Genomic DNA, 23590 nt, shown 5'->3' on the forward strand with positions numbered 1-23590 from the left:
CGGTTCACTTCATGCGCATCCACACAACCAACATGCTCTTGATCAGCATCAACGAATAGACCTGACGAAGCACTACTAGCCGATGCGGTGGTGGAACTCTTCGGTGAAGCACCACGCCGCGGGGGTGTGGCGGCGCGGGGTGTAAGGCCGGGGTTCCAGCAGCAGGTCCACGCGATCGTCGTCGGCCACCAGGACGCCGATGCCGTAGAAGGCGGCTTCCATCAGCTTCTCCTCAGCGGCCGGTGGAGCGCTGTCCAGCAGCAGTGCGCGCCGGCAGAAGGGGGCGAAACGGCCGGCTTGCTCCAGTCCTCCGCGCCAGCCCGCGGCGCTTGCCCGGACCACGGCGAGATCAATGGTGAGCGGCCGCACCGCGCGACGGGTGACCTCACGGCGGCCGGTCTCGGCGGCACCGGCCGGCAGCCGCCGTACCGCCGACCGCAGACGTGCGGGCAGCGACGCGAGTGCGACGGGCTCGTCGACGGGCAGCTCCAGAAGAGTCTGCAGCGCATCAAGACTGTCCAGGCGGGCCGCTGAGACGCGGGCGCGGCGTGCGCATTCTTCCTCGTCAAGCCGGTAGAACAGCAGCGCCTGGCTGCCCATCAGCTGGAGCGAGACAGACAGCGCGGCCGGATCCAGCAGGGCCGCGGAGGCTGCGCGTACCGATGTGCCCACCGACGGGCTGGCCAAGGTCACCATGCCGTTCACCCTGCCTCATCCGACTTCGGCCGCACCCGGCGGCCCCGACTATCCCACCCGATGGGGCACGGCCGCCTCGTCCAAACGTTCCAAAAACCCGCCCATTCCTTGCCACAGTGCTATATCGCCGATCACACGGCAGAACCACCACGCGGCACCCTCCACACCGGCCGCTGGCGCGAGGCCGGATGGACCTTCCGCGCCCTCGGCCGTCCCTGAGGCAGCGGGAAGGGACCATCGGGGACAGAGCCGCCTGCGATCGCGCAGTGCGAAGGCCGCCATCATGCGCGCTGCGCACCCCACTCCGGACGGGCCCCACAGGCGCAGCGGCGGCGCACACAAGGTGCGACTGACGCCCTCTCGACTGGCGCGTCGCTGCGTGCCCTGTGGTGTGAGCCGCTTCACCTGGTGCGCACCGGCAACAGCGGAACAAGCAGGCGTGGTTGACCGTTCACCTATACGTGGCTGCGGAGGGGACAGTGTCCCCGGGCCTCACCTATAGCCCATGGGAACGATCGTCCGGCTGAAGCCCCATGGAGCCCTCCGCCGAGAGGCGACCGCCCTCCGCACGCCACCACCTACGGCCCCGGCTGGTCTCCCCCGTCCAGCCGGGGCTTTTCACTGTGTGCCTCGTCCCGCACGGCCCGTCCCGCCCCGGCTGGTCACTGCCGCCTACCGGGCGAGTGCCACCGTGATCGGCTCGTTCGGGCAGCGGCCGAGCGTCTCGGCGAGCACGGTTTCCTCACCCGGGTCGACGGCAAGCTGGTAGCGGGTCTCGTCGGCGCCCCAGTCGGTGACGTACTGGCAGCGATATGCCTCGTGCGGCGGCAGCCACGTGCTGGGCTAGTGATCAGACGTGGACCGGTTGCAGGGCCAGCTCGAACCAGACCACTTTGCCCGTGGAGAGCCTGCTGACTCCCCAGCGTCTGGCTATCCGGTTCACCACATAAAGCCCACGGCCGGTCTCATCCGTGCTGTTGGGCTGACGGGCTCTGGGCAGGCTCGGCTCGTCGTCGACAACTTCGCACCGCAATACATCCGTGCGTAGCAGCCGCAGGGTGACGCGCTGGGAGGTGTGGCGCACGGCGTTGGTCACGATCTCACTGACCAGCAGTTCCACCGGATCTATTAGCTCTTCCAGTCCCCAGCGCGACAGCGCGCGCCGTGCGAGGTGTCGGGCCTTGCGGGGGGCCGTGTCCTCCGCGTCGAGGAGCCAGTAGGCGACGTCGCCCGGCGCGATGCCCTCGAAGCGGGCAGCGAGCAATGCCACATCGTCTCCTCGGACTCTCTCGCTTGGTCCGACGAGGGCGTCGATCACGTTGTCGCAGAGTGTCTCCAACGCCACTGGTTCCTGGATGGCGTTGGCCGGACGGCCTGCGGCCACTTGTTCACACAGCTGTTCTATCCCGTCCCACGCGTCTCGGGTTCGCGATTCCACCAGACCGTCGGTGTACATCAGGAGTGTGGCGCCGACGGGGGCGTCCACTTCGATGACCTCGTAGTCCACGCCGCCCACACCAATAGGGGTGCCGGGCAGTACCTGCAGCACCTCGGCTTTGCCGCCCAGGTGCAGCAGGATCGGCGGGGGGTGTCCGGCGTTGGCGATGGTGAGGCGGTGTGATACCGGGTCGTAGACGGCGTACAGGCAGGTCGCGAGATGGTTTCCGCCCAGGCGCTGGGCCTGCTCGTCGAGGTGGTGCAGGACCTCGTGGGGCGGCAGGTCGAGGCCGGCCAAGGTCTGCAGTGAGGTGCGCAACTGGCCCATGATGGCGGCGGACACAGTGGCGTGGCCCATGACATCGCCGATGACCAGGGCGGCTCGGCTGCCGGGCAGGGGGATGGAGTCGTACCAGTCGCCGCCGACGCGTGCGGTTTCGGTGGCTGGCAGATAGCGGCTGGCGAGTCGGATGCCGGTGGGCTGGGCAAGGCTTGCAGGCAGCATGGTGCGCTGCAGTTCGTCCATGGCGACGGCCTGGCTTCGGACCAGGAGTGCCCGGTCGACGCCGAGAGCGGTATGCGTGGCCATCTGTGCCGCGACGAGCAAGTCCGCCTCGTCGTATCGCGTCGAATGGTGACGGAGGAACACGGCGAATCCGAGCAACTGTCTCTTGCTCTGCAGAGGAGCGATGATCACGCTGGCCTGAGCCGAGAGAAGGCCAGCGGTGATATCTGCCAGCGCAGCGCGGGAGAGGGCATCGTTGACAGTGACGGGGCGCACGCTGCTGAGGATCTCGGCCAGGGGGCTGCCTTTCGGCACGGTGAGTTCCTCAGGTGCCGACGGCAGCGGGAGGAGAGCCGCTGACCTGGGTGCGTTCTGGCGGTGAGCGAGGCGCACATCGCCCAGAGACGACGATTCGTAGTCCTGCAAAGGCTCTCTGAGGTAGATGAGGATTCCGTCGGCGAACTCCGGCACCGCTGCACCGCCGAGGCCTGTCACGACTTCCTCGACGCTGATGCCGGCGGCGATGCGCTCTGTGGCGGCGGAGGCGAGCCGCATACGGTCCAGCGATGGCACGGTTCCGCCGACCAGCTCGCCCGGCTCGAATGGCCTGGTCACGGGGTTGTGTGGGGTTGTTGCCAACAATGGACCGCCGTCTTGCGCCTGGGCTCGCGTGCTGTCTGCAGCCGCCGTCGATGTGTCCCCGACGGTCTGGCCGGGGATCGTGCGGCCACTGCGACCGTCCTTGGCAGCCTCGGCGACATTCATGCCGAGATCCTCTGCGGCTTCCTGTACGGCGTCGTGCTCCAAATCCAGTGCGACACGCACCTTCTCCAGCGCATCGTCTACAGCGTCGAGCCCGGCCTCTTCAGGTGCTGGCGGCGTGAGCGGAGCGGGCGGCAGTCTGGCGCCGCCGTCAGACTGGGCTGAGGTCGTCGTCTTCGCTCTAAGTGCCTCAAGCTCGGTTTCCAGTTCCTGGATCCGCCGTGCTGCATGATCGGCGACCGCCTGTGCCCGCTGCCGGTCGCCGTCCGCACGGGTCAGCTGCGTGCGCAGCTCCAGTTCCTGGCTTTCGGCCCGTCGCCGTGTCTGTTCGAGGCGTTCGACATCCGCTGGGGCCCGCAATGCGGAACTCCTCAGTGCGTCGATACGGCGGGTGAGTTCCAGAACCTTCGCCTGGGCTTGGCCGAGCATGCCGAAGAGAATGGTGGCGATCTGCAGGGCCTGCTGCCGTCCCTGCTCACTGGCCTCGAAGGCCCGACGGGCACGGTTGAGTTCCTCGTAGGCGGTGATGGCCTGACGCTGAACCTCAAGCACCTCCCGCGCGGTTACCTGCGGGCCGCTGCCGTCGGTGGCCGTCGGCGCAGTCTGCGCCAGACGCCATAATTCTTGCAGGGGGACCAGTCGCTGGCTGGCTGTCTCGCTGTCGTCGTCGGGGTAACAGACGTCAGCCACAGCTTCCACCAGGTCCCACGACAGGCCCTCGCCCGCCAGTTGCTTACGGAGCTTGGTCAGCGACGGCACCTGGCCACCAACGAAGTGCTCGGCCGTCAGGCGCTGATGAAGGTGGGCGACGGGCACCCCTGCCGCGTCCAACCACGAGCGGAGCATTCCGACGAGCTCGTTGATCTCCGCGCATGAACCGCGCGCCGGCATCCACGGGCGCCCGGCACGAGTCCGCTCCCCCAAAGCGCAGCCCTCTCTTGCCTATTGTTCTGCCACAACCCACGGCTTATCTCCGCAACAACATCCAACCGCTCGTCCACCAGCGCGCGCCGGGAAATCGTGGAACTGCATCCGAGGAACCGACAACCCGAGTCACAGGCGGTATTACACGTGTCCCCCCGATCCACGATCGTGCTGGTCCTGCTCGCCATCGTTCTCACGCTCGCCCTGGCCGCAGGCATCACTGCCGCCGCGCTGGCCCGCTGGGACAACGCGAGCATCCCCGCGGCCATCACCCGCGCAGGAATCGCCTTCGCCAGCGCGCTCTCCCTCGGCATCGCCTTCACCGCGCTCCTCGTTTCCACGTGGCCATAGCCGCACTGACATCCGGGACGCGGCTCACTGCTTCCACCAGCCCGGCAGCTCGGCGGCTGAAACCTGGGTTGCCGGCCACCTCACCACCACCTCCACGGCCAGCCGCTCGCGCCGCCACCGAGATCACCGCTCAGGCCGGCCAGACGGGCGGCATGGCACCCGGCGTCAGGAGGCCGACGCCTGCATCCGCTACCTCACCGGGCACCTCGGCCAACTCCGCTACGACACCGCCCTGGCGGCGGGCTGGCCGATCGGCACCGGCGCGAGCGAAGGCGCCTGCCGCCACATCGTGGGCGGCCGACTCGACATCACCGGCAGCTGCGGGGGGCCTCAAAGGCGTCGAGGCAGTGCTCAAACTCCGGGTCCTGAACGACAACGGCAGCTTCCATACCTGCTGGGCGGTTCACTCGCCCGCGACCACGAACACTTCTCTCCACGCGCTGAGCGGCTACGGAGACGCCAAGTGCTGATCCTTCCCCGACCTCCAAGCCCGCCACGAGGCCGAGCAGCGAGTGCTCAGTGCCCCCGTAGTCACCTCAAGTTTCGCTCTGATGTCCGCTCAGGGGCCACGGACACCGCCCGCCTCGGAGCACAGTGGGTAGGTGATCACTCAGTTGAGGCGTAAGTGGAAGCTGCGGAGCGCAACCCGGGGACGTCGCCTTGCGATTGGCGTAGCAATCCTCCTCGGGCTGATCGGCTACGCCCTCCTGCTCTGGAAGGGGCCGTGGTGGCTCGACGGTTCTCATATCCGGGAGAGGGACCTGCAGCCGGCCGACGGCGTCGTGATCACGGGGCTCCGAACGATGCTCGTTGCCCTCGGCGCTGCCGTCGTGGCGGGCCTCGGCTTGATGTACACGCATCTGAACCTTCAGCACACGCGCGATAAGGACCGGGAACAGGCCGAACTCGCGCGTGAAGGCCAGGTCACGGAGCGGTATGTGGAGGCAATCAAGCTGCTTGGCTCCGACAGCGAAACTGAGCGGCTCGGCGGCATCTACGCCCTCGAACGGATCATGAAGGATTCCGAGAAGGACCATGGGACGGTAGTCGAGGTTCTTGCCTCGTTCGTGCGCAGCCGCTGTGAGCGTCAGGACGACACCCAACTGGTTGAGGTTGACGGCGAGCATGGCATTCTCACTGTCTCGAATCCACCGACCCGAGACGGAGTAGTGGCCTTCGAGGTCCTCTGCCGTCGCCCGGACCGGGACGAGCCTCACCGCGTTGATCTGCGCGACGTGACTCTGCACGGAGTACACATCGAGGGCGGCCGGTTGCAGGGCTTCGACCTGTCAGAGGCTGACCTAAGCGAAGCGACATTCATCGACTGCAACCTCGAATCGGCGCGGCTGAATCAGGCGTTCCTCGAGAAGGTAACTCTGGCGACGTGCAACCTGTCGAGGGTGAACTTTGACGGAGCCTCGCTCGCTGACGCGAGGCTTCACAGCGTATCGCTGGAGAAGGCGAGTTTCCGGAGCGCGCACATGGAGGGGACGCAGATAGACAACGCTTCGATGGAACAAGCAGATCTACGCGAAGCGGAAATTATAGATGCCCTGTTTTCCGACGTGCACCTGCACGACGCCCGGTTTGAGGGCGCGGCGCTTCTCGGGAACACCGTGTTCAGGAACGCCCCAGGGCTGACACCTGAGCAACTGTCCCCGGCTGCTGTCGCCCCCGATACCGAACTCCCGGCCCCCATTGCACGTGTGCTGAATCTCCGCTCAGAGATCGAATCCATCCCGCGGCGCACTCTCGGCCACCAGGAACAGTGAACCGCTCGCACCGGCAGGCCGACGACTCAGGCCGGCCCGAGAGAGTCGTTCTCCCCCGTGCTGGTTGCTGAACGTCCGGAGGCGAATGCGAGGACAGCTGCCAGGACGGAGAGGGCGGCGAGGGCGAGGAAGAGTCTGTGATGCGTGTGCCAGAAAGCCCAGCCTTTCCCGCTGGAAGGACGTCGCGCGCTCCGGCGCGAATCGTGCCCGTTAGGCCGAAGCATCGCCCCGCGCCAGCCGGTCGGGTCCCAGGGAGTGCGAGAGGGCCCGGATCGCGTGGATCCGGGCCCTCTTCAGCAGTAGCGGGGACAGGATTTGAACCTGCGACCTCTGGGTTATGAGCCCAGCGAGCTACCGAGCTGCTCCACCCCGCGTCGGTAGCCCCAACCGTACGCCATCACAGCAGGTGCCGAAGACCATCGCCTGACGCAGGGCTTCTACGCGGCGAAGCCGACGTTGGTGACGTACTCGTACTGGCCCCACTGCGAACCGAGGTCGACGATCGTGTCCTGCCACGCGTCGTCGAGGCTCTGGCGGTCGCCTGCCGCCCAAGAGCCGACGATGCGGTCCCAGCGGCGCACGTTCATCGTCCGGTACTCCACCACCCGCTGCAGCGACTGCGGCACCTGGGACTGGTTGAGCGGGTGGATCTCCACTCGAGTACCGCGTCCGTCCCGGTTGAGGCGCCTGAGGAGATGACGGGCGACGTTGTGGCGGCGCACCGCCCGGTACACCTGGTCGATGCGTTCCAGGTTGGCCTTGGAGGGGCGGCGTTTGCCCTCCAGCCAGGCGTTCAGCGTCCGGTGGGTCACTGTGAGTCCGGCGTCCTGCGCGGCTTTCAGGGTCTGGGTCGACTTCGTCAGGTAGTGCAGGCGCGCCATCCAGCCGCGCTTGGCGGTCACGGGAGTAGCGATGCCGCCCGCGAGTTCGTCGAGCTTGCGAGCGACGGCGTCGCTGCCCTTGATGCCCCGGGCGCCGAACCTCCCGAAGTCGATGTTCTTCTCCGGCACTACTCCCCCTCGCCTGCGTGCTCACCGGCGTCGATTCCTGCGGTGTACATGTCCTTGACCTTGACCTCGGTAACACCTCGTCCTTCGGCGAAGACACGGCGCCAGTCACCGATGACGTGGAGTTCGTCGGTGCCCATCGCCCGGACGACGGCCAGGCCTTCGTCATGGGCCTTGAGCGCCTTGAGCCACAGATTGGCGAAGGCCTGGCTGCGGATGAGGTGCATCCAGTCCGGACGGTAGAGCTCCCGGTTGTAGTTCGACTCCCCCATCGTGGAGACGAACTTCGAGTACATCGCCTTCACGTACTCCAGCGTCACCGTATCGCCCTGCTCGATCGCCGTGTCGCGGGCGTCCTTCAACGCGATGCGGAACTTCTCCAGCAGGTTCTCCGTGGCCCCGGAGGTGTACGACTCGTGGATCTGAGGAGGCGCGCACAGCTGGTACTTCGGGCCGGACAGGCGCAGCAGGAGGCGCAGCGTCGGCTCGGTAACCCACAGCGGGCCGGGCTCGTCCCTCTGGCCGATCGGGTTGGGCAGAACCGCCTCGTGCTCCCACTCAGGCGGGGTGATCAGGTGGACTCCGGAGCGGCGGCGGTCGTGGGCCGGGCCGGTGGAGTGCTCGAGCTGGCCCAGTGGGAGGTGCGTCTTGAGGGCGGAGAGATAGGCGCCGTTGATGTCGAGCGCGGTCACCTCATGCCGGCCGGGCGGGAGTTCGTGACGGGTCCACTTGGGGCGGGCTTCCCAGATCTGGTCGGCGCCGCGCGCGGTCTGCTTCTTGAGGATGTCGGGGATCCAGGGGTGCGCGATCACGTCGTAGCGGGCGCCCTTGCGGGTCTCGTCCAGCAGTCGCATCGCGTCCGGGATCGCCCGCTTCAACAGCGCCGCCGTGGCTGCGTCGACGTCGCCCCCGTGCTCGGCAAGCGCGCCCTGCACGGCCTCGCGGATCAGGTCGACCGGGCCAGACGGCTCCTGGAACGCGTGGCGGGCCGGGCCCTTGGAACGCTCCGTCGCACGCGCCGGACGCGTCGTGCGCAGCGGCGCTTTCGGGGTTTGCGCAGTGGGCTGTTCGGCAGGCGCGGCAGCGGGGACTTTGGTGGCGGTGGGCTGGCAGTCGGCCGGGGCCAGGTGCTGAGCGAACCCCGCCACGCGTTGTCCGGCCGGACGGCCGCACAGCACACACGGCTCGGGTACGACGAGCAGCTCCACGTCATCCCCGTCCTCGTCCTGCCCGGGATCCGGCGAAGACGAGGGAGTGACGGTCGCGGCCGTGTCTGACGTGAGGGGCTGCTCTGCAGCCGGCGCCGCCGGGGTCTCGGTCTCGGTGGCGAGCTTGGTGTTCAGCCCGTCCAGCAGGTACGCGTATTTGGTGCGGATCTCGCCGGCCGGGTCCCGGCCGCTTTCCCATCCGCTGAGGGTTGACGGGCTCACGCCGAGCGCGCGTGCCACCTGCGCCTTGGACAGCCGGGCCCGCTCCCGCAGCTCGCGGCGCACCTGACAGGGCGGGAGTTCGGCCTCCGGGCCGACGGCGTCGAGCAGCGAGTCGATCGCGTCGAATTCGCTCACCGGCTCGTCCCCTTCGCTTCAGTCCGGAGGGAACGGCGCCTGTCGGTGGGCAGCGCCTCGCACGCTCTGGTCGGACCCGCCAGCAGGTCCAGCGCGCTGATGCCGTAGTGCTCGGCCAGGACGTCGACGTCGCGCAGGCTCCAGGAGATGGCGCCCGACTGCCGGCGCGACACCTGTGTCTGCGTCAGTCCCAGCACCCCCGCAACCGACCGCTGCGAGTCACCCGTCACCTGCATCAACGCGGCCACCGTCAGCCGCAACGACTCCTCCAAGCTCAATCCCATACCGCCATCTTACCCGAATCTATGCAACTCTCGCATGGAGATCAGCTTTTTGCTATCGACAATGCAAAAAGGCTTTCACGGTCGCACAGGAACTGAAGGTTCTCGGGCAAGCGGGTGTCAGCGATCCGGGCCGCCCTGATCACGCGGGATCCGTCGGGCCGCGCGCCGGGCTTCCCGTTTCGCCTGGCGCGCCTCTTCCACCGCACGATCGGACAGGCACCGCGGGCACACGAGGTCGACGACACGGCGGCGCAGGGCCCGGCGCAGCCGGGGCCCAGGCGGTGGCGGCCACCCACGGCAGTGGCGGCGCACCGTACGGACTCCAGTGTCCAAGAGCGCTCCGACCACCAAGGCGTTGTCGGCGTAGTTGGCCAGGAGGAACGCCATCTGGGCCCGGTGGCCGGCCGGGAACCGGGCCGCGAACTCGGTCCGCTCTTCCGGCTGGAGGAAGGCGTCGTGGCGTTCGCAGCGCGGTGTCGTCTTGTTGTTCCGGGCCATGCCCGGCGAGCTGATGTTCATAGCTCAGAAGCCTGCCGGGGGCCGTCTGTGGACAGCGGGCGGCCATTGAGAGCTTGTCGCATGTGCCGTCAGCGACAAGGGTCGGCACCCGTCACGCTCAGTGCTGCACCGTCCCGGATCATTGCGATCCGTTCCGCCGCTCCCCCGTGCGCTCCTTCCAGGCGGAGGCACCGAACGCCCAGAACCCGCCCTGTGTATCACTGCGGTGGCTGGGGACTGGCCGACGCTCCTTCCGGATGCTCGTTGATCCAGGACAGGCCGCCGATGTCGAGGCGGCGCCGGGTGCGGGTGACGGCCACATAGGCCAGGCAGGCCTCCTTGTCGTCGATCCGGCGGGCCGTCCCCTGCCCGGTGTCGTGCGGCGGGCCGTCGGAGAGTGGGGCGAAGTCGTCGGCGATCTTCACCTGTTCCCATTCCCGGCCTTTGGCCTTGTGAGCGGTGGAGACGGTTACCTCGCACTGGTCTTCGGGGGCGAGATGGGCGACGGCGGCCAGGATGGCGTCAGCGCCGTGGGTGTCGACCAGGTCGACCAGGGGTTGCAGGTCGCGGCCGGCGGGGTCGTGGGCGGCGTAGTCCTGCAGGTCGCCCCAGGTGGTGAACAGGACCAGTTCGGGGTGGGTGGTGCGGCGTCCTTCTTTGAGGTCGCGGGCGGCCAGGGCCAGAGCGCGCAGGCTGTCTCCTCCTCCGGTCAGTGCGACCCGGTGTCCGCCGGACAGCAGCTCCATGACCTGGGCCATGGCGCCGACGTTGGTACGGCACAGCACCGCGTCGGGCCGGGTGACGGGGCCGAGTTCGGTGGGCACAGTGTCGGCGCCGGTGAGACGGATAGGGGCGTCGGCCAGGTGCAGCCAGCGGTTGGCTTCCTCGGCGAGGCGGGGGCCGAAGCGGAAGGACCGGGACAAGGCGAGCTGGGTGCCGTCGAAGCCGGTCATGACGTCTTTGGCGCCGCGCCAGTGGTAGATGGCCTGGGCGGAGTCGCCGACCATGACCAGTTGGGCGTGGTCGCGTTGGGCGAGGAAGATCTGCTCGACGACGGGGTTGGTGTCCTGGGCCTCGTCGAGGAGCAGGAAGTCGGCTTCGATCTTCGGCTGGGTGAGGGCCCAGATTTTCAGGTAGTGGTCGTGATCGAAGCGGACGGCGCCGTCGTCGGGGTGCTGCAGGTCCATCCAGGCTTTGCGGGCAAACGGGACGATGTGAGCGGCGAGTTGCGCGTGCAGGCTGGGCTCTTCCAGGCCGCGGAGGTGCGGGATGTGATGGCGGGTGATCGTCGTGTCAGCGGTGTGGCAGAAACGGGCCACAGTGCGCAAGGTGACGTAGGAGAGGGTCTTTTGGGACAGGTCGCGGTCTCCGACGCGGAGCGCTTTGGTGATGCCGAGGGCCTGCCCGGTCTGCCAGGCGGGGCGGCGGGGGGCGTTGAGGCGGCAGGTGTAGCGGTGGCCGACGGCGGCGTAGGCGAGGGCGTGGGCGGTCTTGCACAGGACGCTCTTGGGGAAGCGCCTGGTGGCGTCCTGGGCGATGGCTCGGTTGTAGGCGAGGTAGCGGCCGCGGCGCTGGGTGGCGTGGGCGAGCTGGGCCAGCGTGGTGGTCTTGCCGGTGCCCGCGCCGGCTTGCAGGGCCAGGTGTTCTCCGGCGTGGAAGGCGTCGGCCGCGGCGGCCTGTTCGTCGGTCGGTTTCAGCACGGCGCGGCTCCGGAAATGCGGGTCAGGGCGTGCCCGACGGCCGCGATGAGATGGGCGGGCGTGGTGTGGGCGAGCAGGTCCTGCAGGGCCCGGTCGAGGCGGTCGGCCTCGGCGCTGGCGTGCTCGGCCAAGGCCCGGTGAACGGCCAGCTCCAAAAAGCGCTGGGGTGTCTGCGCCGTAAAGTCGGCCGCTGCCTTGAGGGCGGTGTGCGCGGCGGGCGGGAAGGCGACGTTGAGCAGGATCTTGCCGCATCGGTCGGGGTTGTGCGTGGTGATGACGTCGATGGGCAGCCGTGTGGCGCTCCGGCGCAGCCGGGTGAGGGCCTTTCCTGCAGTCTTGGCGCGTACGACGGTCATGAGCCGGGTGGCGTCGCAGTTGGCGGCGAGCGGCATCGTGCGCGCGGCGTGCTGGAGTTCGGCCGCGGTCAGGGATCGGGTCAGGGTGATTTCCAGGGCGTGGTGCGCCATCGTCAAGCCTCGCTGCCAGGGCCGTGCGGGAGGCGTGTGCGGATGTGCGCTGCGTGCAGGAGAGGGTCGAAGACCTGCCATCCGGCCAGGGCGAGGTCGGCGGCGTTCGGCGCGGCGGCATGGGCGGGGCAGCGCTGGGTGCGCCAGCGCATCTGCTCGGCGTACGGCAGGCGGCTGAGGTCGTAGAGGGCCATCAGCCCGGCGGGCAGGGTGAGTTGCCCACGCTGCGGGCAGGCGGGCAGGAGCCTCCAGACCCCTTTGGGGGTGTTAGGGGCAAGCACGGGCAGCGGGCAGCGGCGGCGGTGCCGGGTCTGGGCCACACATCGGATGTCCTCTACCGGCCGGTCGGCGAGGTATCGGCCCAGCAGCAGCTGCACGACGGGACGGGCGGGACAGGCGCTGCCGGCAGCCGGCTCAGGAGCGGCTGGCGTGGACGGGGCGAAGGCACCTGAGTCGATCAGGCGCCGGGAGCGGACGCCGAGTTGGCGGCGCATCTCCTCGACATAGGCGGTCAGGCGGGCCGTTGGGGTGCGGCTCGGGCAGAGCACGGCGTGCGGGATGCGGCACCATGCGCTGCCGTCGCCGTGCGGGTGGGCGATCCCGCTGCTCAGATGCCAGCGACAGGAGGCGGGGACGTGAGCGGCAGTCAGTTCGGCGGGGTGCAGGGCGATGGGGCGCTGATCGGCGCGCTGGTAGAAGTCGACGGGGTTGCCGCACGCGCGGCAGCGGCTGCTCTGGCCGGTGCGCAGCAGGCGGCTGGGGCTGGTGGCGGCCACCCTCAGCGGCCGTCGGGGCCGCGTAGCGCGGGGGCTGCCGTCCCAGTGGCAGGGGGCGGAGGCGGAGTTGGGGCACATGGCGGTGAAGGTGCCAGGCGGCGCGCCGCTGTGCCGGGGCAGCGTCTCGGAGTGTCCTGCGGATGGCGCAATCCCGGGGAACGCCCGCGCGACTGACCGAACGTGCGCTCGATGGCGGGTCACCTGTTCAGGTGATGTCGGGCCGCGTTGGTGGAGGGGCCTGGCGGGCGGTTCAGAGTTGCGGCGTGCCGGGTGGGGTGTGGTCTGCGCAGAGAGAGCCGAGGAGCTCGTCGATGGAGACGTCGAAGGCGTGGGCGACGGCGTGCCAGGTAGTGACGCTGCCGGTGGTGTGGCCGTGTTCCAGGTCGATGAGGGTGCGCCGGGCCAGGCCGCTGCGGCGGGCGAGTTCATCGAAGGTCCAGTTGCGCTCGCCCCTCAGCCTCGCCAGCGTCACACGCAACGCGAGGAGGTCGGGATCGGGCGGCAAGATCGTCACCCCACCATCCGACGGTGCAGGACCCTGCCCTGTCAGTGCAGACCTCTGCACTATTTGCTAGGGAAGGGGTGACACTCGGCGGTGGTGGAGTAGGCGCTGCGGCGTGCCCCGCCCACCGCCCCGGACGGCGCCTGGGGCACGCCCGTTCGACGGCACGGATCAGATCGGAGACAGCGAGCCCGATGAGGCTCTCCACGCACGAATCGGTGCAGCGCATCTGGACGGTGCGGCTGCACCCGCAGCCGGGCGGGCCGCTGCTGAGCTGCCCTCAATGCACGCTGTACGGCTACCGACTGCAGGCCGCCTCGGCCCGCTCCGTCGCCCTGACGCACCTGGCCCGCCACGCCCGACGGGACGTGCTGCCCGGGCATTTGCGCACCTGCCAGTGTCGGGCCCGGAACTGTTCCTGGCATCCGCGCCACCGCGGCTGCGCCGGCCCCGTGCTTCTGGCGCTGACCTGCGACCGCAGCGGCCGCGTGTGGCGCCTCGCTGATGCATGCGCCGCCTGCGCGGCCGCCATCACCAACACCGCCGTCGTGCCCGACACCCTGCTCGCCTCCACACGCGCACGGCCGGCCGGTGCGGCAGCCAGGCACGCCCGTGCCCCGCACGGACCGGGCGAACGGCTGCGGGTGCGGGAAATGCTCACCTACCTCGGGGTGGCGCTGCCCCGCTTCTCCTCCCCCGCCGCCCGACTTCTGGCCCTGCAATGCNAGGCACGCCCGTGCCCCGCACGGACCGGGCGAACGGCTGCGGGTGCGGGAAATGCTCACCTACCTCGGGGTGGCGCTGCCCCGCTTCTCCTCCCCCGCCGCCCGACTTCTGGCCCTGCAATGCGCCCTGCGCGCCGACGGCCGAGGCCGCGTCCGGCTCCCCAGCGGTCTCCTGCGCAGCATGCGGCTGCACAGCCGTTCCGAACTCTGGAGCGAACTGGAACATGCCGGATGGCTCCGCTGTTCTTTCCCGCGACGTCCCCACGTGGAAGCGCGTCTGCTCGATGCGGACATGCAGACCCAGACATCCGGTCGCAGTACCCGCGCCCGGGCGGCGCACTGGGCCCTGCACCCTGTTCCGCTGGTCGCGCCGCGCGGGATGTCCCCCGCGGTGCAGCTCACCGCTCTGGTCCTCGCAGCCCACACGTCCGACGGCATCGGAAGCGCGGAACTCGACGTCCTTGCCCGGCTGGGCGGTCAGTCCCCGCAGCAGGTGGAGGATCTCCTCGACCAACTGGTCCGCTGCCGTCTCCTGGCCGCCTGGCAGCACCTCAGGGAGCACGATGAGATCTCCTGGCGCCTGCCCGAACGCGGCACACTGAGCAGCGCCCCACCAGGACGGTAAACCCACCGCCGGCCGGTCGTCCGGCTCGGCTCACACTGCCAGGACTGCCCCGGCACCCCCCGGGCACGCGCGGTGCCGGCTCACCCGCTTCATGGCTCTGTGGCCCAGGGGGTGCGTAACCGGTCGAATAACGGCTGCAATTGATCACACGTGCACACAATCGGGCAGGAAGCCACCATGCTTTGTTCTTAGTGGCCGGGCATGGCCGTGCGGACGCTAGCGTCCACCGGAGTGCGCACTGCTGCGGGAGGCTGGACGTCATAGTGGAAGCGGTCTCGGAACTTCTCACGCTCAGAACGGACTACGCGGCCAAGCTCGATGCCGACTTGGAGCTCGTCGAGAAGGACCGCGAGCGGGTCCGTGCGGAGATCACCGCGTTGCAGGATCAGCTGCACATCCTGGAGGGCAATCACGCCCTGCTGCTGAGCATGCGGGAGGCCCTGTCGGGTCACTCCCCCGCCTGCCCGGAGCCGGGGCCGGGCGGTGCAGTTACGACCGGCAGCGCTCCTGGCGCTCCGCCTGTGTCCGACGGTGTGCCGCACTCGGAGAACGGTGCCGCTCTCGGCTGTGGCACGGGTGCGGAGGCATTGGAGGAAAATTCGGAGGCTGCGAAGAAGGCGCCGACGCTGCGGGATCTGGTGGCCGGTGAGCTGAAACGGCGGAGCGATCCCTGCTCGTCGCACGATGTCGCCGCCGCACTGGCTCGGGCGCACCCTGGCCGGAGGATCAAGGAGCCTGCGATGCGTCACGCGCTGGAGGCGCTGGTCGCGCAGGGGCGGGCCGGGCGGTCCAAGCGCGGCTCGCGCGTCTTCTACTTCTCGGCCGGCACGGGTAAGGGCTGACGTTCGCCCGCCCGGCGGAGTCGCTGCTTCAGGCAGCCGCGTCGTGAAGCGGCTGCTCGGGCGGCAGGAAGACCGGCATCGTCTCGAAGCCGAGTGCCTTGAGGCCGGCGTGCTGGCGGGGTGTCATCTGGGCGCTGTCCCTGCGCCGCCGGATCAGCCAGGCGCCGAGGTGGACCTGGTCGCCGAGGATCTCTTCGGTGTGGTCTTTGGGCATGTCGAGGTGCCCGTGGCGCTGGTGGTACTGGCGGGCCGCGCGCAGGCCGCGGTTGAAGGCCCTCTCGCGCAGGCTGGTGGGGCGGGTCAGCAGCATGCTGTGGGGGTGGGCGTCGGGGCAGGCGCGGGCCAGGGCGGCCAGGAGGTGCTTTTGCTGAGGATCGAGCAGGTGGGAGTGGGTGATCTGCCGGTCCAGCCAGCTGTCCCAGGCGGAGTCATAGCTGTCGTGGCGGTGGTAGGCGCACCGCCAGGTGCTGGTGGTCAGGCGGCGTCTGATCTGCGCGTAGGTGTACTGCCAGCGCAGGCTCCAGGGCGGGTTCCAGAAGGGGTCGATGGCGTTGAGGGAGGCGATGCGGGCGGGGGCGAGCTGGCCGGTGTCGGCACGGCAGCGCATGGTCTCCAGCCAGGCGGCCAGGCGGCGGTCGCCGCCGTGGGTGTTCTTGCCCAGGGCGAGGGTGCCGTGGCGGGCGGCGCAGGCGGTGATCTGGGACAGGTGGTGTTCGAAGCTTTCGGGGGGATGCGGCCAGGACAGTCCCATGCTGGTGAGGGCGGCGATGCGGTCGGCCGGCAGGGCGTCTGCGGCGTAGAGGGAGCGTTGCTGGCCGATCCACTGGCCCAGGGCCAGGCCGTCGCTGGTGACGTATTCGCTGGGGACGTTCAGGTGATGGTGGCGGGCGTGGAAGGCCTGGGCGGCCTGCAGGCCGTCCTTCCAGAAGGCGTTGTTGGGGGCCTTGTGGGTGCGCAGCTTCAGGATGCGGGTGACCTCACGGGCGCGGTGCGGGCGCGGTGCAAGGGGTTGCGGTCGCGCTTTCAAGCAGGCGCCGAAGCGCTGGTACGCGTTGGTGTCGTAGACGGCGAGGCCGTTGAAGAAGCGCCAGAAGTCTGAGAACGAGGAGGATTCCATTGCCTGTCGGGTGGACTGGCCGGGTGCGATGTAGACGGGGATGAAGATGGAGGCGCACTTGGCCTGGCCCGGGGGTTTGCGCAGGGCCCGACCGATGCTCTGGGCGATGTGGTTGGGGCTGCGGCGCGGATCGGCGATCAGGATGCCGTCGGTGTCGGGGGCGTCGACGCCTTCGCTCAGTACGCGGACGCTGGCGAGCACGGCGCAGTCGTGGCTGTCGGCGGTGCTCCCTGGTGTGTGGACGGAGAAGTGCTCGAACTCGTGAAAGATCTGCTGGCGTCGCCAGGGCGCCTGGTGGCAGTGCAGGGCGTGCGCCCAGGGGTTGCGGATGCCGGTGCGGTCGGCGAGCACGTCGGCGGTCTCGGGCAACGAGGCGACGAAGCCGCGGGCCGCGGCGATCCGGCCGTGGAAGGACAGCACCCGGCGCGCGTCGTGTTCGGCCATGGACATCAGCAGGGCTGCCTGCATCGCGGCGAGGCGCAACCCGTCCTGATGCGGGGTGGGCAGGGGGTCATGGAGAATGCCGCGCAGCATGCTGTCGTGGACTTCCGGCACGATGAGCTGGTAGTCGGCGAGGATGCCGCGTTCGATTGCCTGGGCCAGGTCCAGGTTGTAGACGACGGGGCCGTAGATGGTGGGGTCGTCCATCGAGGCGAGTCGTTCGATCCGGGTGCGCGCCTTCGGGTTGTGTGTGGTGCGCCAGTTGCGGGGCGTGGCGGTCATGTAGAGGCGGTGCGCGGCCGGGATGGCGCGGTCGTCGTGGATGAGCGCCCAGCGTTTGTCCCAGTCGCCGCTGGTGCGGTGGGCTTCGTCAGCCAGGGCGAAGACCCAGGGCGGCAGCCGTTCGCCGCGATGGGCCTCTGCAATGGTGGGCAGGGAGGCGTAGGTGGCGAAGACGGCGATGCGTCCTCCCTCGGCGACACGGCGGGCCAGCACCCGGGCATTTCCGGTGAGCAGCAGATGGCCGCGCAGGCTGCGGTCGTGGACGTTGGGCAGTGAGCACACGCCGATGAGCTGGTCGAAGCCGCCGTCGGCCAGCCAGCGCGCTGCGGTCTGGGTCAGGAGTTCCAGGGTCGGGACGAGGACGAGGACGGGGCCGCGCTCAGCGAAGTGCTCCGCGACCCGCTTGCCGATGAGAGTCTTGCCGGTGCCGCAGGCGGCGATGATGGTCGCGGCCGCATGCCGCGTCCCGCTCAGAGCGTCAACTCCCGCGGCGACGGCTTCTCGTTGATGGGGGCGCAGCTCAACACGGCCGGACATGTGATGCGCTGACTCCCTCGTGGCGGAACTCCGTGCTCGCAAGGCACCTTCACCAGCCTGTTTGCAGTGGAAAGCCTGGCAGCTTGCCAGCAGGGTCCGGCCGGCACTGACCGAAGCTGCTCTTTCTTTTCTTCGCGCATGCGTAAGAGATCGCCTTTGTGACCGGGTGTGCGCCAGGTGGGACCGTTTCGTCAGTCTGGGCTGCTTGCCGAGGGGCGGCGGGAGTTGAATGAAGCCGCAGCTGGACATCCCGGAAGGAGCGCCTTCGTGGCGGAGCAGCGGGACCCATGGCTCGGGCGGCGCCGGATGCACCTGCGGCTGCGGTTTCTGCAGGGCGAGTCCACCGGCTCGTACGTGACGCGGCTGGCTGCCCGCAACAACCGCCCCGTGGAAGAGGTACTGCGGAGCATGGGCACCGGCCCCGTGCCGATCGATCCCCAGTACACCGAGATGTATGTCAGCCGCTACGCGCGCGAGCGGCTGGCCACCCTGGCCGGTCACACCGTCGCCGAGATGCAGGAGCGTCTGATCGGGCTGCGCGACGAATTCCTCATGCCCAAGAACGCCAAGAATGCCAAGGACGACTGGGAATGGCCCTGGGACGCGCGGGCCGGCTACATCGTGCAGGCCTGCTCCCTGTGTGCGGCGCGCCGCGGCACCCGCTCGCACGCCTGGCTGATCCTTGCAGACCCCTGGCAGGTGTGCCTGCGCCACCAGCGCTGGACGGACAACTCCCGCAGCACCAAGCACCCGTACATCGATCTCCGCGAGCTCGCGGTAGTGGTGCGCGCGCAGCAGCGCCTGACCCGGATCCGCAAACGCCTGGGCCCTGCCGGACGGTGGGTGTTCGCGGACGCCTGTTCCATCCTCGTGCGCTCTGGGTATCTCGAGGACCCGGCACAAACAAAGCAGTGGGGTGTCCTCGCGGCGGAGCTGGGCGAGCAGCGGGTGCGGCCGCTGGCGCAGTTCAGCCGGCTTTCCCTGCTGACCCGGGACCTGGCCTGGCTTGAGGTGCGCCGCCTGAACGGCGTACTGGGCAGCACCGAGTACCAGGACTGGCTGCCGCGGACAACGAGTCGGCACGGCTACCGGTTCATCGAGCCACTGACCGTCTGGCACCGTCAGCACCTGCCCCTGCAGGAGGGCATTCCGCAGCTTTTCAGTGGGGAAGTGCCCGCAAGCGTCGACGTACGAAGGGCGACAGGTCATGCCGTGCCCTCCCCTTTGGCGCCGGTGGAGAAGCTGACATGCCTGCCGTGGGTGCGCATGCCCAACTCGATGGACCGGCTGTTCCTGTAGTCGTCCGCGCCGCGTACGCCTTCTGTGGCATTGGCTGATCAACGCCCGGTGAATCTCCGGCAGCAGGCAAACGCCGTCAAGGAAAACAAGGGCATCTGCATCCTTTCGAGTGAACTCCTGCGGCTGTGTTCCACGAGGCCGCAAGAGGCCCGGAGCCTGGGGGACATCTGCCGCGCAGCACGGCACGGCGCGGCATGAGGGGAGCAGCAGCTCGTGGACTTACAGGTGCGCTACCGCGACGACATGGGCCGCGAGCGCCTCAGCACTCCACGGGCGTTGCGCGGACTTTCGGTGGAGGAATGGCCGGTGCTGCACGAGCAGCGTGCCTACCGGGGGCGGAAGTCGAAGGTGCGCCAGTGGTGGTCGTCGACCACCAAGAAGGACGTCAGCTGCCGGTCCCGGGAGCACGCGTACGCGGCCATGTTCCTCGACCGCGATCCGCGCATCGGCTACCTGGCTGCGCCGTCGCTGCAGGTCGAATGGCGTGAGGGTGAGCGTGCGGGGGTGGTGAACCCTGCGTTCATGGCACGCACCGTCGAGGGGCAGCAGATCCTCTATCTGCACTCCCCCGCCGGGAGGAAGCCGGACGATCAGGAATGGTCGGTGGCCCAGGCCGCCGCCGCGCAGGCGGGATGGCAGGTGAATGTCGCCCGCGCCCCGGGCGGCCAGCTGCGCCGCAATGTGTACATCGTCTCGCAGTTCCGTCACGACGAGTTCGCCGACGAGAGCGCCAGGGCCGTCTTGCTGGAGGCTTTCGCCCGGCCTCTGCCGCTGAGCAGGGGCGCCGATGCTGTGGATCTTCCCCCCGGGCAGGGCCGTGCCAGCAGCTGGAACTTGCTGTGGACGCAGGAGCTAACGACGCACTGGGATGAGCCGCTGACCCCCGACAGCACGGTGTGGGCGGCCGGAGCAGCAGTATGAGCGCCTTCCTCTCCCTGCCGGTCGATGCCCCGGACGAGCCGGCCGGGGCGCTCCGGCCGGGGATGATGGTCCGGTGGAAGAGCGGCCGCTATCTGGTGGGCGCCTTGCAGGGTGCCAACGTGCACCTGGCGGCGATGGATGACGGCGGCCAGGACGCGCTGGTGCTGGTCTACATCCTGGTATCCGCCCCGGACTTCGCCGTGCTGAAGGCCGACGGGACGCCGCAGGAGCCGGAAGCGGTGCCGGACCTGTCCGTGCTGGACCGGCTGGACAAAGAACAGCTGGAGCACGTGCGCTGCTGGGAGAAGCATGTCCGGGAGGTGCTGAGCGGCCGCCCTGTCGGCGCCCGCAACGGCGCCTTCACTCCGCGGCACGGCTACGATCCCGCGACCACCACCCGCACCGCCCGCTACGCCCTCAAAGCAACCGAGCTGAAGGCGGCCGGTCTGACCGGGTCGGTCGCCACCGTGCAGCGCAAATGCCTGGCCTACGAAGCACACGGGCTGCTCGGCCTGGTCGACAAGCGGTGGCTGCGCACGGCCACCGTCTACGGGAACGTCGACGAGCGGGTGGTGGCGCTGATCCGCCAGGAGGACAAAGCCCAGCGGGGCGCGTCGGCGGGCACCTTCTCCCGGCTGTACAAACGGGTGCGCGCGGCGCTGCGCCGCGCGCACCCGGACGAGTACCGCGCCCTGATGCCGGCCCGCACCACCTTCTACGACCTGCTTAAGCGGCTGGGGATCTCGAAGGAGTCGCTGGAGGCCGCGCCCGGGCAGGGCAGTGACGCCACCGCCCCGCCCGAGCCTCCCTACCATCCGGCGCCGGTGTCGTTGCTGGGCGAACGCGTGGAGATCGACGGCACCGGGCTGGACGTCCTGGCGCTCGGCGACGACGGGCGTCCCGTGGCAGCTGAGCTGACCTACGCCCTCGACATCCTGAGCCGCAGCTTCATCGCCGGAATGATCGTTCCCAAGTCTTCGGGCCGGAAGAAAGGGCCGGGCAGTCGGCGCCGCGGCGGCCGCAGCACCAAGTCGCTGGATGCCGCACTGCTGCTGGGCCAGGCGATGGCGCCGCTCGCGGCGCGCCCCGGCTGGTCGCCACAGACGCTGGCCGCCCACTCGGACCTGCCCTACGCACACATGCTGGCCGGCGATCCGCGGATGGCCGGCGCCGCGGCCCGGCCGGTCATCCGCCCGAAGACGGTGGTCGTCGACAACGCCAAGATCTTCAAGTCCCGGCACTTCAGGGACGTGTGCAGCATGCTGGGCATCGAGGTGGAGTCCGCCCGCGAGCGCACCCCCACCGACAAGGCGGTCATCGAACGCACCAACGCCTCGGTCAAGAGCATGTTCTCCCAGTTCGTCGCCGGCTACACCGGCAACAAGCTGGCCACGCGCGGCAAGGACGTCGAAAAGGAACGGCTCTGGCCGCTGAACAAGCTGCAGGACATGTGGCACGAGTGGGTGGTCACCGAGTGGCAGCAGCGGCAACACGAAGGACTGCGCTCCCCCTTCCTGCCTTCTCTGATCCTCACCCCGAACCAGATGTATGCGGCGGCGGTGGCCATGGAAGGCGCCGTACCGCGGCCCGTCACACCGGATGAGAGCCGCAAGCTGCTCCTCCAAGCGAAGCGGACCGTCACCCGCGACGGCATCAAGATCGGCAACCGTACGTATGTCAGCCACCGCATCCGGGAGTTCAAGAACCGCCACACCGGCATCAAGGGACAGGGCCGGCGCTGGCCGGTCTACTACAACCCCTACGAGCCCAGCAGGGTGTGGCTGTACGACCACACGGTCGAGAACGACCCCGCCCGCAGCCCGTGGGTGGCCTTCGACTTCAAGTACCAGCACCTGATCCACGATGCCTGGACCCAGTATCTGTGGGAAAAGGCCGCCGACCTCGTCGCCTCTCTCGTCGGCCGGGAAGGCAGCGAGGAAGAAATCGCCCGGGCCGTGGACGATCTCCTGGCCCGCGCACGGCGCGGCCCCTCCACTTCTGCCAAGCCGGTGGCCGCGTTCGTTCCGCAGCCCCTGGAGATCGACGAAACACCGGTCAACCCGTATACGGGGATCACCCGGGCCGAACCCGGCAGCGTGACGCCCGCGCCGTCCCTCAATGTCGATGCCAAGGACCTCTTTCCCGGCCGCCGTGCCGCGCTGGCGCCCACTGCGCCCGAACGTGCCGCCCCGCCTGCGTCGCCGATCCAGGCGCGGCCGCCGCGGCGCCGTCCCGCCTCTGCGGGAGGACAGAGCCTGGGCGGATCAGCCAGCGACATTTTCCGGGAGCTGGCATCGGATCCGCCCGAGAAGCCGCCGTGGCCCGACCAGGACTCGCCACCGCCCAGCCAAGACCCGCAGGAGACGTGATGGACGCTGCGCGCACCGCCCCGAAATCAGCCGCCCCCGCAGCTCTCGCGCGGTGGGCGCCGCTGGATCCCGAACTGCTCACGGTGCGGCAGGGGTTCATGGACTTCGTGCACCGCAAACTCGAGCCTCCGGATCTGCAGGACTGCGCCCCCAAGGGCACGGAGGTCGCCGACACCGACCCGCGGATGATCTATCACGGGGAGATGATCCCCGTCAGCACTCCCGACGTGACCCAGGGGCTGAAGGACGCGCGGCGCACTCTGCGCACCAACCGGTTCCGCCCCACCGGCAAACGCATGAGCATGATCGTCGACGGGTGTGCCGGCAAGACCACGCTGCTGCTCCAGATCGGTCGCGCCTACCAGGGAGTGCTGGAGACAGAACGTCGGCCGGACGATGAGTGGACCCCCGTGGTCTACATCAACGTCCCGCCGCGCCACGAGAGCAACATGGACTGGTCCCTGCCCTTTGCGGACTTCTTCGGCATGGACCACACCATCAACATCGACAAGCGGACCTACCGCAGCACCGACATGACCGAACCGGTCGTCCACGCCATGCGGGAAAGCCGTACCTCCCTGATCCTCATCGACGGCGTCGACCGCATCCACGACAGCGACCTGGCCGCCGCCTTCGACTACTTCGACTGTCTCCAGGCCCGCCTGCGCGTCTCCGTCATCTACAGCGGTCGCGGCGCCACCGACATCGTCAACGAAGGCCTGCACAACCGCCGCCGCAGCGAACGCTCCCGCACCTCCGAGCACTTCCGCAGCAGTCTGCCCGTCATGTGGATCAGCCCTATCCCCCTGCACGCGGGGCAGGAAGGGGGATGGCGGGGCGTGGTGCAACGCTACGACCGCAACCTCCGGCTCTACAACCACAAGCCCGGCGCGCTGCTGGACCTCGAGGAGGAGCTCCACGCACGCACCGGCGGCTACATGGACACCCTCGACCAGCTCATCTGCCAGACCGCCCAGCAAGCCATCGAAGACGGAACAGAAGCCATCACCCAAGAAGCCCTCGACAACATGATCGTCGGCCGCAACGACCCCGACAACGACTGGGATTAGGGAATCCCGGCGCCGGAAGCGACCACCGCAGCACGGCGGGAAGCCGCCGACCGGCTCTTCACTCCGCAGAGGGCTGCAGGCACAAGCCGCCCTCGGGAGGGGCCGACCCTGACACA

At 69.1% G+C, this 23590-nt stretch carries 19 protein-coding genes and 1 tRNA gene; 8 read left to right on the forward strand and 12 right to left on the reverse strand.

The window, feature by feature from the left end; genetic code table 11:
- Positions 1-75 precede the first annotated feature (75 nt).
- Positions 76-696, reverse strand: a complete 621-nt coding sequence (locus tag ACWBNA_RS45260) for a hypothetical protein (protein WP_482710439.1) — start codon at positions 694-696, stop codon at positions 76-78.
- A gap of 850 nt (positions 697-1546) precedes the next feature.
- Complete coding sequence (locus ACWBNA_RS45265) at positions 1547-3403, reverse strand: ATP-binding SpoIIE family protein phosphatase (RefSeq protein WP_482710465.1); 1857 nt, start codon at positions 3401-3403, stop codon at positions 1547-1549.
- Positions 3404-4471: 1068 nt separating this feature from the next.
- Here ACWBNA_RS45265 and ACWBNA_RS45270 point away from each other — a divergent pair.
- The gene (locus ACWBNA_RS45270; RefSeq protein ID WP_482710440.1) at positions 4472-4675 is read left to right on the forward strand and encodes a hypothetical protein; all 204 of its coding nucleotides are present in this window, start codon (positions 4472-4474) and stop codon (positions 4673-4675) included.
- Between the two features lie 602 nt (positions 4676-5277).
- Positions 5278-6447 carry a pentapeptide repeat-containing protein gene (locus ACWBNA_RS45275; protein WP_482710441.1) on the forward strand — a complete coding sequence of 390 codons (1170 nt, stop codon included), beginning with the start codon at positions 5278-5280 and terminating at the stop codon, positions 6445-6447.
- Positions 6448-6747: 300 nt separating this feature from the next.
- On the opposite strand, the gene ACWBNA_RS45280 is transcribed toward ACWBNA_RS45275, so the two are convergent.
- The 9 genes from ACWBNA_RS45280 to ACWBNA_RS45320 form a co-directional block, all read right to left on the reverse strand.
- A tRNA-Met gene (locus ACWBNA_RS45280) sits at positions 6748-6821 on the reverse strand.
- Between the two features lie 63 nt (positions 6822-6884).
- Positions 6885-7457: a transcriptional regulator gene (locus ACWBNA_RS45285; RefSeq protein WP_482710442.1), complete on the reverse strand. Its 573-nt coding sequence runs from the start codon at positions 7455-7457 to the stop codon at positions 6885-6887.
- On the reverse strand, positions 7457-9019 hold the full coding sequence (locus ACWBNA_RS45290) for a helix-turn-helix domain-containing protein (protein ID WP_482710443.1): 1563 nt from the start codon (positions 9017-9019) through the stop codon (positions 7457-7459). Before ACWBNA_RS45290 ends, ACWBNA_RS45285 begins: the two co-directional genes overlap by 1 nt.
- Positions 9016-9303, reverse strand: a complete 288-nt coding sequence (locus tag ACWBNA_RS45295; protein WP_482710444.1) for a helix-turn-helix domain-containing protein — start codon at positions 9301-9303, stop codon at positions 9016-9018. The genes ACWBNA_RS45290 and ACWBNA_RS45295 overlap by 4 nt, the downstream gene beginning before the upstream one ends.
- Positions 9304-9420: 117 nt before the next feature.
- Entirely contained in the window at positions 9421-9822 is a 402-nt protein-coding gene (locus tag ACWBNA_RS45300) for a hypothetical protein (RefSeq protein WP_482710445.1), read from the reverse strand.
- A gap of 197 nt (positions 9823-10019) precedes the next feature.
- Entirely contained in the window at positions 10020-11498 is a 1479-nt protein-coding gene (locus ACWBNA_RS45305; RefSeq protein ID WP_482710466.1) for a UvrD-helicase domain-containing protein, read from the reverse strand.
- A complete protein-coding gene (locus ACWBNA_RS45310) occupies positions 11495-11968 on the reverse strand; it encodes a hypothetical protein (RefSeq protein WP_482710446.1) in 474 nt (157 codons plus the stop codon). The genes ACWBNA_RS45305 and ACWBNA_RS45310 overlap by 4 nt, the downstream gene beginning before the upstream one ends.
- 2 nt (positions 11969-11970) lie before the next feature.
- A complete protein-coding gene (locus ACWBNA_RS45315; RefSeq protein WP_482710447.1) occupies positions 11971-12822 on the reverse strand; it encodes a DUF6083 domain-containing protein in 852 nt (283 codons plus the stop codon).
- Between the two features lie 172 nt (positions 12823-12994).
- Positions 12995-13258: a helix-turn-helix transcriptional regulator gene (locus tag ACWBNA_RS45320; protein WP_390006165.1), complete on the reverse strand. Its 264-nt coding sequence runs from the start codon at positions 13256-13258 to the stop codon at positions 12995-12997.
- A gap of 765 nt (positions 13259-14023) precedes the next feature.
- Here ACWBNA_RS45320 and ACWBNA_RS45325 point away from each other — a divergent pair.
- Both ACWBNA_RS45325 and ACWBNA_RS45330 read left to right on the forward strand, forming a co-directional pair.
- Entirely contained in the window at positions 14024-14596 is a 573-nt protein-coding gene (locus ACWBNA_RS45325; protein ID WP_482710448.1) for a hypothetical protein, read from the forward strand.
- A gap of 326 nt (positions 14597-14922) precedes the next feature.
- The gene (locus ACWBNA_RS45330; RefSeq protein ID WP_482710449.1) at positions 14923-15438 is read left to right on the forward strand and encodes a hypothetical protein; all 516 of its coding nucleotides are present in this window, start codon (positions 14923-14925) and stop codon (positions 15436-15438) included.
- 28 nt (positions 15439-15466) lie between these two features.
- On the opposite strand, the gene ACWBNA_RS45335 is transcribed toward ACWBNA_RS45330, so the two are convergent.
- Positions 15467-17815, reverse strand: coding sequence for a helicase associated domain-containing protein (locus ACWBNA_RS45335; protein ID WP_482710450.1), 2349 nt, complete (start codon positions 17813-17815; stop codon positions 15467-15469).
- A 306-nt stretch (positions 17816-18121) separates the two neighbouring features.
- Here ACWBNA_RS45335 and ACWBNA_RS45340 point away from each other — a divergent pair, with 306 nt between their 5' ends.
- The 4 genes from ACWBNA_RS45340 (at position 18122) to ACWBNA_RS45355 (ending at position 23474) form a co-directional block, all read left to right on the forward strand.
- Positions 18122-19114 (forward strand): TniQ family protein, encoded by a 993-nt coding sequence (locus ACWBNA_RS45340; protein ID WP_482710451.1) that lies wholly within the window; start codon positions 18122-18124, stop codon positions 19112-19114.
- Between the two features lie 225 nt (positions 19115-19339).
- Positions 19340-20035, forward strand: a complete 696-nt coding sequence (locus ACWBNA_RS45345) for a hypothetical protein (protein WP_482710452.1) — start codon at positions 19340-19342, stop codon at positions 20033-20035.
- On the forward strand, positions 20032-22404 hold the full coding sequence (locus ACWBNA_RS45350; RefSeq protein ID WP_482710453.1) for a transposase: 2373 nt from the start codon (positions 20032-20034) through the stop codon (positions 22402-22404). The genes ACWBNA_RS45345 and ACWBNA_RS45350 overlap by 4 nt, the downstream gene beginning before the upstream one ends.
- Entirely contained in the window at positions 22404-23474 is a 1071-nt protein-coding gene (locus ACWBNA_RS45355; protein ID WP_482710454.1) for an ATP/GTP-binding protein, read from the forward strand. The genes ACWBNA_RS45350 and ACWBNA_RS45355 overlap by 1 nt, the downstream gene beginning before the upstream one ends.
- The last annotated feature ends 116 nt before the right edge of the window (positions 23475-23590 follow it).

This window comes from Streptomyces sp. Q2 (assembly GCF_056820935.1).